This is a genomic window from Pedobacter terrae (assembly GCF_036946585.1).
Classification (GTDB): Bacteria; Bacteroidota; Bacteroidia; order Sphingobacteriales; family Sphingobacteriaceae; genus Pedobacter; species Pedobacter terrae_C.
Map to the genome: position 1 here is coordinate 12,798 of NZ_JAQIIV010000024.1, position 12,748 is coordinate 25,545.

Annotated in this window: 14 protein-coding genes; 13 read left to right on the forward strand and 1 reads right to left on the reverse strand. The window is 42.2% G+C overall.

The annotated features are described in order from the left end of the window. Nucleotides 1-10: 10 nt before the first annotated feature. The 13 genes from PGN18_RS20815 (at nt 11) to PGN18_RS20875 (ending at nt 11,213) form a co-directional block, all read left to right on the forward strand. Nucleotides 11-673, forward strand: a complete 663-nt coding sequence (locus tag PGN18_RS20815; protein ID WP_335321503.1) for a hypothetical protein — start codon at nt 11-13, stop codon at nt 671-673. Continuing rightward, entirely contained in the window at nt 670-1,335 is a 666-nt protein-coding gene (locus tag PGN18_RS20820; protein ID WP_335321504.1) for a hypothetical protein, read from the forward strand. The genes PGN18_RS20815 and PGN18_RS20820 overlap by 4 nt, the downstream gene beginning before the upstream one ends. Next, nucleotides 1,332-1,946, forward strand: a complete 615-nt coding sequence (locus PGN18_RS20825) for a hypothetical protein (RefSeq protein WP_335321505.1) — start codon at nt 1,332-1,334, stop codon at nt 1,944-1,946. Before PGN18_RS20820 ends, PGN18_RS20825 begins: the two co-directional genes overlap by 4 nt. Nucleotides 1,947-2,009: 63 nt before the next feature. Further along, on the forward strand, nt 2,010-2,789 hold the full coding sequence (locus tag PGN18_RS20830) for a hypothetical protein (protein WP_335321506.1): 780 nt from the start codon (nt 2,010-2,012) through the stop codon (nt 2,787-2,789). A 12-nt stretch (nt 2,790-2,801) separates the two neighbouring features. Then, on the forward strand, nt 2,802-3,947 hold the full coding sequence (locus PGN18_RS20835; RefSeq protein ID WP_335321507.1) for a plasmid transfer protein: 1,146 nt from the start codon (nt 2,802-2,804) through the stop codon (nt 3,945-3,947). Nucleotides 3,948-3,964: 17 nt separating this feature from the next. Further along, the gene (gene traK, locus PGN18_RS20840; RefSeq protein WP_335321508.1) at nt 3,965-4,579 is read left to right on the forward strand and encodes a conjugative transposon protein TraK; all 615 of its coding nucleotides are present in this window, start codon (nt 3,965-3,967) and stop codon (nt 4,577-4,579) included. Continuing rightward, nucleotides 4,557-4,985, forward strand: coding sequence for a hypothetical protein (locus PGN18_RS20845; RefSeq protein WP_335321509.1), 429 nt, complete (start codon nt 4,557-4,559; stop codon nt 4,983-4,985). Before traK ends, PGN18_RS20845 begins: the two co-directional genes overlap by 23 nt. A gap of 10 nt (nt 4,986-4,995) precedes the next feature. After that, the gene (traM, locus tag PGN18_RS20850) at nt 4,996-6,192 is read left to right on the forward strand and encodes a conjugative transposon protein TraM (protein WP_335321510.1); all 1,197 of its coding nucleotides are present in this window, start codon (nt 4,996-4,998) and stop codon (nt 6,190-6,192) included. Between the two features lie 9 nt (nt 6,193-6,201). Next, the gene (gene traN / locus PGN18_RS20855; RefSeq protein WP_335321511.1) at nt 6,202-7,041 is read left to right on the forward strand and encodes a conjugative transposon protein TraN; all 840 of its coding nucleotides are present in this window, start codon (nt 6,202-6,204) and stop codon (nt 7,039-7,041) included. Nucleotides 7,042-7,052: 11 nt separating this feature from the next. Beyond that, nucleotides 7,053-9,011, forward strand: a complete 1,959-nt coding sequence (locus PGN18_RS20860) for a type IV secretory system conjugative DNA transfer family protein (protein ID WP_335321512.1) — start codon at nt 7,053-7,055, stop codon at nt 9,009-9,011. Between the two features lie 7 nt (nt 9,012-9,018). Further along, nucleotides 9,019-9,507 (forward strand): M23 family metallopeptidase, encoded by a 489-nt coding sequence (locus PGN18_RS20865; RefSeq protein ID WP_335321513.1) that lies wholly within the window; start codon nt 9,019-9,021, stop codon nt 9,505-9,507. A 53-nt stretch (nt 9,508-9,560) separates the two neighbouring features. Further along, nucleotides 9,561-10,370, forward strand: coding sequence for a DUF4099 domain-containing protein (locus tag PGN18_RS20870; RefSeq protein WP_335321514.1), 810 nt, complete (start codon nt 9,561-9,563; stop codon nt 10,368-10,370). Nucleotides 10,371-10,418: 48 nt separating this feature from the next. Next, nucleotides 10,419-11,213: a hypothetical protein gene (locus tag PGN18_RS20875; protein ID WP_335321515.1), complete on the forward strand. Its 795-nt coding sequence runs from the start codon at nt 10,419-10,421 to the stop codon at nt 11,211-11,213. A gap of 1,101 nt (nt 11,214-12,314) precedes the next feature. Here PGN18_RS20875 and PGN18_RS20880 read toward each other — a convergent pair. Beyond that, a complete protein-coding gene (locus PGN18_RS20880; protein WP_335321516.1) occupies nt 12,315-12,716 on the reverse strand; it encodes a hypothetical protein in 402 nt (133 codons plus the stop codon). Between the last annotated feature and the right edge of the window lie 32 nt (nt 12,717-12,748).

Genomic DNA, 12,748 nt, shown 5'->3' on the forward strand with positions numbered 1-12,748 from the left:
ACTTAAAATCATGAAAGTAATTGTACTTATTTTTTGTGCTTTTTTATGCAGGAGCATAAATGCACAGACGCTCTATGTGGATCCGGTTACTGCGGCAGCAATGGCTGGTCATTCGGGAATTATCAACAGGCAATTGGACCGTACCAATAACAATTTAAGCCTGATCTCAAGGGGGCAGCTACTGATAACCGGACAGCTTGTTGTCGTGAACGATATGCAGGATAGGATATATCGGGGACTTACAGAAGTTTCGGCAATACTCAACAACCTGATGTCCGTTAAGGAGATTACCGATATCGGACTTGATATTGTCAGAGATGTAGAGAAGGCAGTTGAAATTGGGAAGTCCAATCCGGTGTTGCTGTTGTTTGCCGAGCAGAACGCCCGTGAATTCAAAACAAGGGCGGTCAGGCTGGGTTCAGAGGTTGGTGCTTTTGTCCTTAGGGGCGGTAGAGATAACCTGATGGATGCCGGCGAGCGCTCGAAATTGCTGAATCACATTGCATCTGAAATGCGCATCCTCAGGGGGACTTCTTACGGGATGCACCGGGCGATGTACTGGGCAAAGATGCGGGGGATTTTCGCCTCGCTTAACCCCTGGTCTGGCTGGGTCAATATGGATGTGCGCATCGCGAACGAAATTTTATCGGGCGCAAAATACTTAAAGAAATGAGGGTGGCGGTTCTGCTTTTGGCTTTTGTGTGGTGTTTACACACAGCGCGGGCCCAGCAAAAAGCGCTCAACATTCCGGCAATCCATCAGCTTGTTTCGGATTCCAAAAGTGAGCATGAGCGGCAGTCGGAGGCAAGAAACCGGCAGGCGGGTAATACGGTCAACGAGCAGGCGAACAGGACATTGCTGGCAAAGTTTAAAAACAGTTTCAGGGATCTGCAGTCACGTTTCGGTATTATCGGTACCGCAATCGATGCATTGGATATCGGAACTCGGGCGATGCCAATGGTCAGCGAGATCACCAGGGACCAATCCCGGTTATATGAACTGGCCGGGAAAAATCCCTACCTGTTGCCGCTGGTACTCCAGAGTGAGATTGATTTGCTGGAGAAATCCCGTGACCTGGTCTATTATCTGGCTGGGCTTGCCGCCAGTATCGGCGCAGTGAACCAGATGAAAGCTTCGGACAGGAAGATCTTGTTTGACCATGTGCTCACCGAACTGTCGGTCTTGAGGAACCTGGCAGCTGCAATTGTCCGGAGCCTGGAATATGGAAACCTTTGGGCTATGATCAAAAGGGCCAATCCTTTTTCGGAGTATATTGATATCGACCGTGCCATTGTGAAAGATATTCTTGAAAACGCTAAATACCTGAAAAAATGAAACTGATATTTTACCTGTTGGGTTTCTGCATGTGTCCGTTTTTGCTACTGGCACAGCGGGTGGTCTTTGATGCCAGGCACCTGGCCATTGTAAATGAAAATGCAGTAGTGAGAAATGCGGCAGAGATCACCCATAACGAACTACTGGGCAAGATCAACAAATCACTGGATAACATCAATCTAAATACTTCGAGCATCGTTATCGCCCAAGGCATAATCTATTCCTCGCTGTCCAATGTAAATTCGGCACTTAAGAATGGACTGGCATTGCGCGATATGTATACGATATGTGAGGAGATTATCGGTTATGGCAGGGAAATAGGCAAGCTGGGAATAAGTGAACCCTATCTGGTGCTTTTTAGTGAGCAGATGATCAGGGATATTTCAAAAAGGAGTGCGCAGATGACGACTGATATCTCGGGTTTTGTGCTCAAAGAAGGGCAGAATATTTTGATGGACTATAACAGCAGGGATGAATTGATCGCGGGCATCAGAACTGATCTTCAAATCATACGTGGCCTGGCTTATGGCGCATGGAAAGCAATGTACTGGGCGAAGGAAAGGGGGGGTGATCACGATGGTAAACCCCTTTCAAGGTTTTATCAACCGTGATGTTCAGATCGTATCTGATATTATTAGAAAAACGAGGTATTTAAAAAAATAAAATTAAAGCTTATGAAGAATTTATTGATGGTCTGGATGCTCCTGACTACTATGCTTGTTTCAGCCCGGGCGCAGAAACAGATCAGGGATGAAAGTATTGTCAACCAGCAGGAACGCATGGTATTTAAACAGTGGGACAGAAAAAAGTTTACACCTACTTCCGGCTTTCTGGGCCTTAATCCGTATTACTGGCTGACATGGGGGCTTCACCCCAACTATCCAAAAACGGATTTGCGTCCATTAGGGCAGGCAGGTACGCAGAATCAGCGCCTGGTTTTGGTAACGGGAATGCAGCAAACAGATAAGAATTATGAGCTGCAGTCTGATACCCTGGCGCAGACTTCGCTTTTACAGATTGCGGGAATGTCAGGAATGCTTTCGCCTACGGATCCACTTTGGATGCTTTATTATTCCCGACAATTAAAAGGGATAACAGATTTTGATCCTGGAAAATTGCTTGCATCTCTTCCACAGATTGCAAAAGTGCAGATCATTGTTAATGGTAGCCTGGACTGGTATACACGTGAGATCGCTATTCTTTCAGAAAGGCTCCAGGCTGCCCGGACAACAACACTGGAAAGGGGGAAGAGGATTTTATCTTATCACAGGCTACTTGCTGAATACCGCAGGATTTCGGCAATGTGGAACGATAAGGTCATTGCAGCTACCCGGGAACCTGATCGGGTAAAGATCCGGCAGGATCTGGCCGGTCAGCAAGTAAAAATAGATGGCTGGACACCGGAATCAGATGTCAGGACCGCAAAAGAAATCCTTAACAAACGAAAATATTAAACCAAAAGGCAAATGAAAAAGACTTTATTGTTAGGCATGACCATGCTGACCACTGGTTTAGCATTTGGGCAGACCACCGATTATCGCAGGTCCTTCGAATTTCTGCAGGGAAATGGTGTATATGAGGAAGGGGTGATGGTGATCTTAAAAGGGTTAAAGGATTCGATATGGACTCATTTTGATATGTTCATTGCTGATGCCAAAGCTTTGGCTGCGATTTTTATGATTATATTTTTTGCCATTAAATCCTATGAAATGATAGCAGGGGATAAACAGTTGGAAATTATGCCGCTTTTAAGGCCTTTCGGTCTGGTCATGATCATCCTGTGGTGGGGTGCTTTTGTTAAAATGGTCGCTTTTCCGACGGATCTTGTGGCCGCAAGGACCGAAATGATGTTTTCTAGTGAGCAGGCGGAGGTCAATTCGCTTAGGCTGATCCGCGCCGATTATATGCAGAAGGTCGCGAATTCTCTATATAGTTTTCAGGCGGAAACCGAAATGGCTGAAAAGGAATCTGATACCTGGATGGGCAGGGCATGGGATTCGGTAACCAGCACAGTAAAGGAGGGGATGTCAACAGTAGTCAGTCCTGTAATAGAACTAAAGAACCGGCTGAAGATCGGTATGCAGTTGTTACTGACACAATTGCTGGAGTTGCTGGGTATCTGGATACTTAGACTCGCGACCTATGTGATATTTATGATCCAGATTATATATTCCACGATACTGATTATTTTGGGGCCTTTTGCTGTTGCTGTCAGTATCCTGCCGGCTTTCCGTGATTCCTTGAGCACCTGGATAGCACGTTTTGTATCAGTTAATCTTTATCTGGGGATTGCTTATCTGATTATGTACCTGGTGGCGCTACTGCAGAAATATGCGATGACCACCGAGATCAGTAGGTACAAAGAACTTATTGGTGAAAACGGAGAAGCTGCAAATCTGGAGAAAATGGCCTGGTTTGCAGGCAATGGTATCCTTTCCTTCGGAACGGTAATCGTGAGTTTTCTTATTGGTGCCATATGTATGTTTACTGTGCCGAGTATTTCCACCTGGATTATATCCACATCAGGTATCAGTTCTGCGGCTTCTAATTTTGGACGTGGGTCACAGACCGTTATCGGAATGGCCAGAAAAGCTACGGGTAAGTTCTTTTAAACCATAATCCAACAATCATGATCATAAAAAATATCGAATCCAAGATCCGTTTGGCTACCATTGTTTCTTTAGGTAGTCTGCTCTGTGCGTTTCTGATCTGTATTTCGACTGGTTTTTTTGCCTATAAGCAAATTGAGATTGCCAGGCGCAGCATTTACATTTTTGAAAACAATGTTCCGGTACTGGCGAGACAGACCGATGAGCGACTGATCCGGCCTGCTGTTTACCGCGGACATGTGGAGCTTTTTCATTCGCTTTTCTTTTCCCTCACCCCGGATGACAGATATATCGACTATCAGATGAAAAAAGCGATGTACCTGATTGATGAGTCGGGGATGCAGCAATATCTGAACCTAAAGGAAAAAGGATATTTTAGTTCTATTCTTTCCAGCAGTTCGGTGCTGACCCTTCAAACTGATTCGATCTACATTGATGTCAAAAAGAAATACTTCCGCTATTATGGAAAGCAGCGTATCGAGCGTAGAAGTTCTATTGTTACCCGTTCGATGATTACTGAAGGTTATTTAAGGGATATACCAAAAAGCGATAATAACCTGTACGGCGTATTGATTCTTTCCTGGAAAACCCTTGAAAATAAAGATATCGAAAATGTTCAGAAAAATCCGATGTAACAGACCTCCTGATAGGACAGTTCCTGTCGAGCTCTATCATGAATTCCGTCCTTATCTGGTTCTATTGCGCAAACGGATGGTAAGGCTATTAAAGGCATATCCAAGACCGGTATTTGTGCTGATGGTTGCAATGGTTGCTTTGTCCGTACTGTTTTCATTTGGCTTAATTCAATTGCAGGATAAAGAGGAATCGAAGGCATTTCCTTTCAATGGCAAAGAAAAAAGCAGCAAGCGGTCATATGCCGCTGAAGATGGGTTATCCAGGATCAGCACCACGGGTGCAACACTTAGAAAAACGCTGGAGATCAGAAAGCAGGTGGACTCAGTCCTGAACAAAGCAATGCTTAGCAGATCTGATTCGGTTTTTCTGGAAGCTAAACTAGAGGAGCTTAGAAAGCTACATTAACCATATTGTTATGAAAATAGATTTTAAAAAACCACGGTATATTGTTCCACTCATTGCCATCCCTTTTTTGTGTCTTTTCTTTTTTGTGTACCGCGGGAGCCTGTCAACAAACCGGGCAGTCAGGGCCGAAAAAGATATGAATAGCAACCTTGCTGAGATATCAGACCAGGTGCGTGAACGCGGGCTTTCCGATAAGCTGGAAGCCTATAAAAACAATTATAAGGAGTCTGATGGTTACTCGGCAATCAAAGCTGTAAACGAAGATAAGCTTCCACAGGCGACTATGGCAAGCCTATATTCTGATCTGGAGAAAAAGAGGCTGGATTCCATAGAAGAATCAATAAAAAGTCAGGCTTACCCGCCCGCAAAGCAGCGTTTTGAAGCCCATAGCCCTTCGCCGCCGAGAAGAACTGAAAACCGTAGCATTATAACACCGGAAGACCGTAAAATGGCAAATGTGCTTGCAAGCCTGGCCGAGGCAAGGAATAAGGAGAGATCACCATCTCCAAGCACAAGCAAAGAAGCTGATCCCATGGATCTGTTTAAAAAACAGATGGCTTATATAGATAGTGTGCAAAAGGTCAACGACCCTGCTTATATCAACAGCAAAAACGAAAAAATGAAAAAGGATGAAGCGTTCATCAGAGAAGAAAAGATTCTTCCGGTTTCCAGGAAGGCTGCCGTCAAAACCGAATTCAATACGCTTTTAGCGGATGAAAGCAGAGAGATGATTACTGCAATAATCGATGAAGATATTACGGGATATTCCGGGTCAAGGATCAGGCTTAGGTTGCTTGATGATATTTATGCCGGAAAGTCGAAATTAACTAAAGGAACAGAAATGTATGCGAGAATCAGCGGATTTTCCGAACAGCGGGTCCAGTTGGAGATCAGTTCGGTGCTTTGCGCAGGTAAAATTCTGCCCATAAAACTTTTAGTCTATGACATGGATGGCCTTCCCGGATTGTATGTTCCTGCGTCTGCCTTTAGGGAATTTTCAAAGGGTTTTGGCTCTAACCCTGTCCAGGGATTCAATACGATGGGTAGTACACAGAGCCAGAATGAATTTGTGATGAGTACTGTTGACCGCCTGTTCCAGTCATCTTCTGCAGCGATTGCCAATATGGTCAGGAAAAACAGGGCAAAATTAAAATATAACAATCAAGTGTTCCTTGTTGATCCTCAGGACCTTCAAGGCAAAAAATAAAAAAAAAGTATGAAAAATATAATTTTAACAGCCACTTTAGTTATTATAATCACTTGGAACCTTCTTGCGCAAGTTTCGGCTAATACAGCCGGGTCGTCTTCAGCGATCCCAAAGATTTTTATCAAGCAATCCCTTACCCTGCATTTTCTCGCTCCGGAAAAGATTACATATGTCGACATTCCAAAACCGCTAGTTGGCGATCTGCCGGATCAATACCTGCTGAGGCTTAAAATCCCTGATTCGGCTAAAATCAAGGAGGCATTTATTGGCGTACTTACCATCCTAGGGGAAAAACGGATCAAGCAGTATGCTATAATCTACGATGACAGGCCTGAAACCGTATTCAGTTCCCTGATTGATATAGGCGCAGGCGAGATGAGGGTTATTGAACCGAAAGCTTCAATGATATCAAGTACTGAACTTGATAGTATTTCCAGGACGTTGTGGGAACATCGACCGTTAAAAACAGCGGTAAGAAAAAGTAAAAATGGTATCCATGCATTGTTAAATGGCATTAGTATACTTGGAGAATATATTCTTCTGGATGTCGGTTTTGATAATAGAACCGATATCCCTTATGAGATTGATGGTTTAAGGTTTCGTATTGAAGACCAAAAACAGCATAAGGCGACAACGGTACAGTCACTGGAAATTCTTCCGGTATCGAGCCTGCAAAACATCAAGACCTTTGAGAAAAGTTACAGGAATATTTTTGTGCTGCGCAGGTTGACCTTTCCAGATCATAAACTGCTCAAGGTGGAACTTTCAGAAAAGCAGATTTCAGGACGGTCCATTTCTTTTAATATCCGTTATTCCGACATTCTTAAAGCTAAAAAGATTATCATCTAAAAGCGCTTTCTATGGAAGAGACTAGAGAGATTCAGAAGCTCCACGGTTTTCTGCAGTGCTTGATTTACTTTGCAATCGCGCTGGAGATAAGTGTATTTGTTTATTTGGGTGCGCCATTTTGGGGCATTTTCAATATAGGGCTGGTAAAGATCAAAACAATTATCATTTTCAAAGAACTGATCTACAGTAAACTATCTGTGCTGTTATTGATCTGCCTGGTTAGCATTGGAACATTATCAAAAAAGCAGCTGGACTTTGACCCAAAAACAAAGGTAGTTTATCCTTTGAGCCTTGGTCTGCTCCTTTACTTCGGTAGCCTGTTTTTTTATGGAAAACCTGGGCGGCTTTTGTTTGCATATACTTCCATAATGGATTTTATCTATATGGTATCTTCTTTTTTTGGTGCAATACTCATCAGCGTTTCCATGGATAATGTCTCCAAGATCATCAGATCGGGATTGGGCAAGGATAAATGGAATGTTGAGGCCGAAAGTTTCATGCAACAGGTCAGAAAGATAGAAAATCCCTACTCGGTAAATATACCGATGCTTTTCTATTATAAGAGAAGGGTGTGGAGAGGCTGGATAAACCTTGTTAACCCTTTTCGTGCAACACTTCTGATCGGCACGCCGGGCTCCGGAAAATCTTTTTCGGTCGTAAATCCCTTTATCCGGCAGATGATTGCCAAATCATTTACTGTATGTCTGTATGATTTTAAGTTTCCGGATTTAGGGAAGATCGCTTACTACCATTTCTTGCAGGGAAAGAAAAATGGAAATCTAAAGGGTTTTGAGTTTCACGTGATCAATCTGACTAATGTCGAAAATAGCAGGAGGATAAATCCATTCCGACGTGAATATATTACCATGCTTGCGGACGCGTCAGAGACAGCAGAAGGAACTGTGGAAGCACTTAAAAAAGGGGATAAGGCCAGTGGAAGTGATGCTTTTTTTACGCAGTCTGCCATTAATTTTTTGGCTGCATGTATTTATTTTATGAGCAGGCATGAACAAGGAAAATATTCCAGTCTTCCACATGTAATGGCTTTTTTAAACCGCTCTTATGAAGAAATTTTCACTGTTCTTTTTACCAATCCAGAGCTGGTTTCACTGCTTTCTCCATTTAAGTCTGCATTTGCAGCAAAGGCCTTTGATCAGTTAGAAGGGCAGATCGGAACGCTAAAGATATTCATGAGCCGGATGGCTACAAAGGAAACATTCTGGGTATTTTCCGCGGACGATTTCAACCTGAAAATTTCTGATCCCACATCCCCTGGTATCTTGGTTCTTGCAAACGATCCCAATACCCAGAACATAAATTCCGCATGTTATTCGGTAGTGATTAACCGCCTTACCAGGCTGATCAATTCAAAAGGCAATCTCCCATCTGCAATTTTACTTGACGAAGGACCAACGCTTTTTGTTCACAGGATTGAAAACCTCATTGCTACTGCCAGATCCAACCAGGTTGCTGTATTGATAGGGATGCAGGAGCTGCCTCAATTCAAACAGCAGTATGGCAAAGATACAGCAACTACCATCACTTCTGTGGTTGGTAATGTTTTGTCAGGTTCTGCAAGGAACAAAGAAACACTCGACTGGCTCGAAAAGATTTTAGGTAAGTCAAAACAGATCGGTGAAAGTATATCCATTGATAGGAGTAAAGTATCAAAATCAATTAGTGAAAAGCTTGAAGTGCTGATTCCTGCCGGTAAGATCACTACACTTGGCGCCGGGGAGTTGGTTGGTTTACTTGCTACCGATGCAGATGACAAGTATACCGGTGAATATGAAACCTCAGCTATTAACTGCAAGATAAACCTGGATCTAAAAGAAATTAAAAGGGAGGAGGAGGGATATGTCGAACTACCTATTTTTTACGACTTCGGGGGAAAGAAGGAGGAGATCCTCAGGCGGAATTTTTTACGGATCAACCAGGAAATTGAAGTTTTGGTTGCTGGTTTTATGTAATACTTCGATGCTAAGTGCTAACCAATTTGGGTCTGTTCAGGATACACTTGTTTGCAAAAATTACTACGCAACACTTCCACTTAAACTTTTTAAACTAAATTCTCCTTACGGCATCAGGAATCACCCGGTAACTCGCGAAAGATATTCTTTCCACAAAGGAATAGATATAGCAGGTAAAAATGAGATTGTTGTTTCGATACTCCCAGGAATAATTGACAGAATTGACTATACCGCTATAATGGGTAATTATGTTGCTGTGAGATATGGAGCTTATATGGTTTACTATGCTCATCTTTCTAAAATCTATTCGTCAGTTGGTCAGGTTCTCCAAACGGGTGATCCAATCGGCTTTACCGGCTCAACAGGTAGGACAACGGGCGAACATCTGCATATATCCGTTTATCGCGGAGGTATGAGCATTAACCCCCTTTATTTTCTTTTGATAATCCTGTCAATGTCAGGCGACAAACTTAGACACTATTTGTACGGTAGATAAGGAAACAAACACCTTCCTACCAAAATTTAAATCCAAATTTTAAATGATTCAATATGCAGACTGCAAACATGAATGCGCGGGATCTTCCGGTTGAAGATCTGCGCGAACTTGGGCTGTTTAGGGAAGGAGAGATCAGACTTCCCAAAAAAGATATAGATGCGCTATTGGCCGGGATGCGGACAGGGCTCATAAAACTAAATAATATCAACCACGGGGACATTGAAATAAAGGAGATGAGTGTAAAGCTCTCCCTGGCAAAAAATGCAGATGGAAAAGCTGAACTTTTGGTGCACCCTGTTTACAAACAGGCTAATTTTCCTTCTATTATTTCCCGCGAAGAAGGAGATGACCTGCTGACAGGCCTGAAAGCCAATATCATCAAAGAAACTACAGAGAATGGGCAACAAAAAAAAATGATGGTGGAATATGATTGGGACACGCGTGAATTTATGGTTACTGACACATCCAGGCTGAAGGTGCCAGAAATGATTAATGGTATGCCACTCACCCCTTATCAGAAGGAACGTTTTGGTAGTGGAAGGCAAATTGAAATGCCGGATGGGACAACCTTTCAGGCCAGTAGCACGACACCGGATGGAATCCGTTCCAATAGGTTGACACTTGTCGTCTCTCTGCTGATGGACGGTGGTTTATCTTACCTCCTGTTAACAGGCCTAAAAGCTATGGTTGGAGATAGAGGACTTTTGCCGCAAAAGGATGAGCGGAATGAAAATTATCATAACGCGCTTCAGGCAATGGCCGCGCAGAAGTCTACGGTCAAGGATGCTGAAGAAAAAACCTCGGCAATATCACATAATAGCGAATACTCGCGTGGATATGGCAGATCAGGGCTGTCGAGATAATTCTGTTTAAAAATAATCAAATGAATGTTAACCTTAATTTTTTCAATTATGAATGAGAATAATGCAGAGTACTTACAGAATACATTAAAGTACTTGGGCTTTGGAGAATCACTCTCGGAGCAGCTAAAGGAAGCTATAAAAAAACAATTGCCGGAGTTTTCCTTAAATTTTAATATTGTACAATACACAACCAACGCCAAAGACAAACCGGAGTTGGCAAATGCACTATCTTATGTCCTTGATTTTTCGAAGAGTAGGGAAACGGATATGTATTTTTTTAATAAATATCATGTATCTCTGGAGAAACCAGGACTGGATAACAAGCTTGAGCAGACCTTTTATATCAATAAAGGAAAAGGGGTGACTGTCAAAGAAAGTTATAACCTGCTGTCAGGCCGTGCGGTCAACAAGGATGTCATCCTGAAAAGCGGAGAAAAGGCAAATCTTTGGCTTAAGCTGAATTTTTCAGAACACACACCGGAAAAAGGTTATAGTGTCAATTCTTATGGCGAAAATTATGGCTTTAACCTTAAGCAAACAGTAGATAAATTTAATATACTGGATATGGAGAAGCCTGGTTTTAAGGATCAGTTGCTTAAAAGTCTTGAACGTGGAAATCTTCATGAGGTATCGTTTATGAAGAATGGAAAAGAAGCAGCCGGTTTTGTCGCTGCTAACCCACAATACAAAACCCTGGACTTTTATGATAAAGATTTAAGCTTGGTTTATAGTAAAGCGGTAGATTTAAGGGAGCCTTTTGTGAAAGCAACGCAACCAAATGAAGTAAACGTAAGTGTGGTGGAGGAGGCGTCGGAGGAAGCAAAAATGGGGAGGGCTAGATAATTTGAATTACCTACCCATGTAACTGATAGGGGGCTAATTCCCCCCGTCAGTTTTATTTGAAAATAATTAGCTTTTAAATACATCTGCGGGTTATGATAGAAAATAACTTAAAACCCCTTTATGATTGTCTTAAATATTCAGGATTTGGCACAGTTTTAAACAGAAAGTTAAGGGAGTGCATTGAAGATGGGCTTTCTGAATTCAAATTGAAATTAAGTATGAATATTCCGGCAGAATATGGAGATAATCGGCATGAATTTGCATATGCGGTTCATTACTAACTATACTGTCTGAAAAATAAGGAGTTGCAGAGATACCTGTTGGATAAGTGTCGTGCTACACTTATGCCGGACAATGTGGTCAGTTTGATCTGTCATGTCTTTCCTGCAAAAAATGGTTTGTGGATAGCAGGTAAAGAAAGTTTTAATCTGCTTTCCGGTTATACGGTCAATAAACTAGTTGTGTTCAAAAATAACGAAAGAGAAAGGATCTGGTTATAGCTGGACCTCACAAAATGGGATCCGGACAAAGGTTTTAATATTAAAATTGTGGTGATAAACATGGTCTTAACCTTCGTCATGTGATCGATAAGTTTGCTATCCTTGGCATTAAAACTGCCGGATCAATGAATCAGTTTTGAGAAATCTCGAACAGGGTAATGTTCATGAAGTATTACTCGTGAAAACCTGCAAAGAGACAAATGGTTTTGTGACAGCTAACCCGCATTTATAGATTTTTTGATTTTTATGACAGGAACTTAAATCAGATTAATCGTAAAGTAATAAACCAATGTGCGCCCTAGATAAAGGAAAAGTACATTGAACTGGATGAGAAAAAACGACTTGCTAGATAATTGGTTATTCTTTTTCCACCGAAGGGGGCTTAGGCCCCCTGTTCAGGCATGCCCTGGATTTTTTTTAAAGAGGGAAATAGGAGCGTTAGCTAATAATGGGGAAAGATTATGGAAATGCAAGTGTAAAAGCTAACCCCGAAGAGGCAGTATCAGAAAATAGTGATGTTTAAGCTTTTAACACTAGCCTTATCTTTAAGCTTATTCTATTTTTTAGGTGAATGGATGTATAAGTTGTGAAATCCGGCAAATTAAAGTTTCACCATCTTGTCATTCTGGACAATAAGTATTTTACCATTCTCAAGCTCAAGCCAGCCATAATCAAAGCAAAATTTATATATGCCTTTCGATGTAACGAGAATCCTGGTCTGGAACTCAAAATTGAAACCGTGGTCCCTTAACAAGAATTCGCTGACAACACTTGGCTCCCTGTTTTCACCATACTGTGCTTTTAAAATTTTATGGTTGTTTTGCAGGATGTCTATTATTTTATTTAAGAAAAGGGGTGCGTTCCATTTTTCGGTCTTCAACTGATCACGCCGCGCCCTGTTGCGGCACTGGTCGCTGCAAAAGATCTTATCGCTTCTTCCCTCAAATGTATTGCCGCAGTATTTGTAACTGCAGAGCCGGCGGGTTTCTCTGAGTTGTTGCATCTTAAATAATTATCAGGGTCTTTCTATCCGTT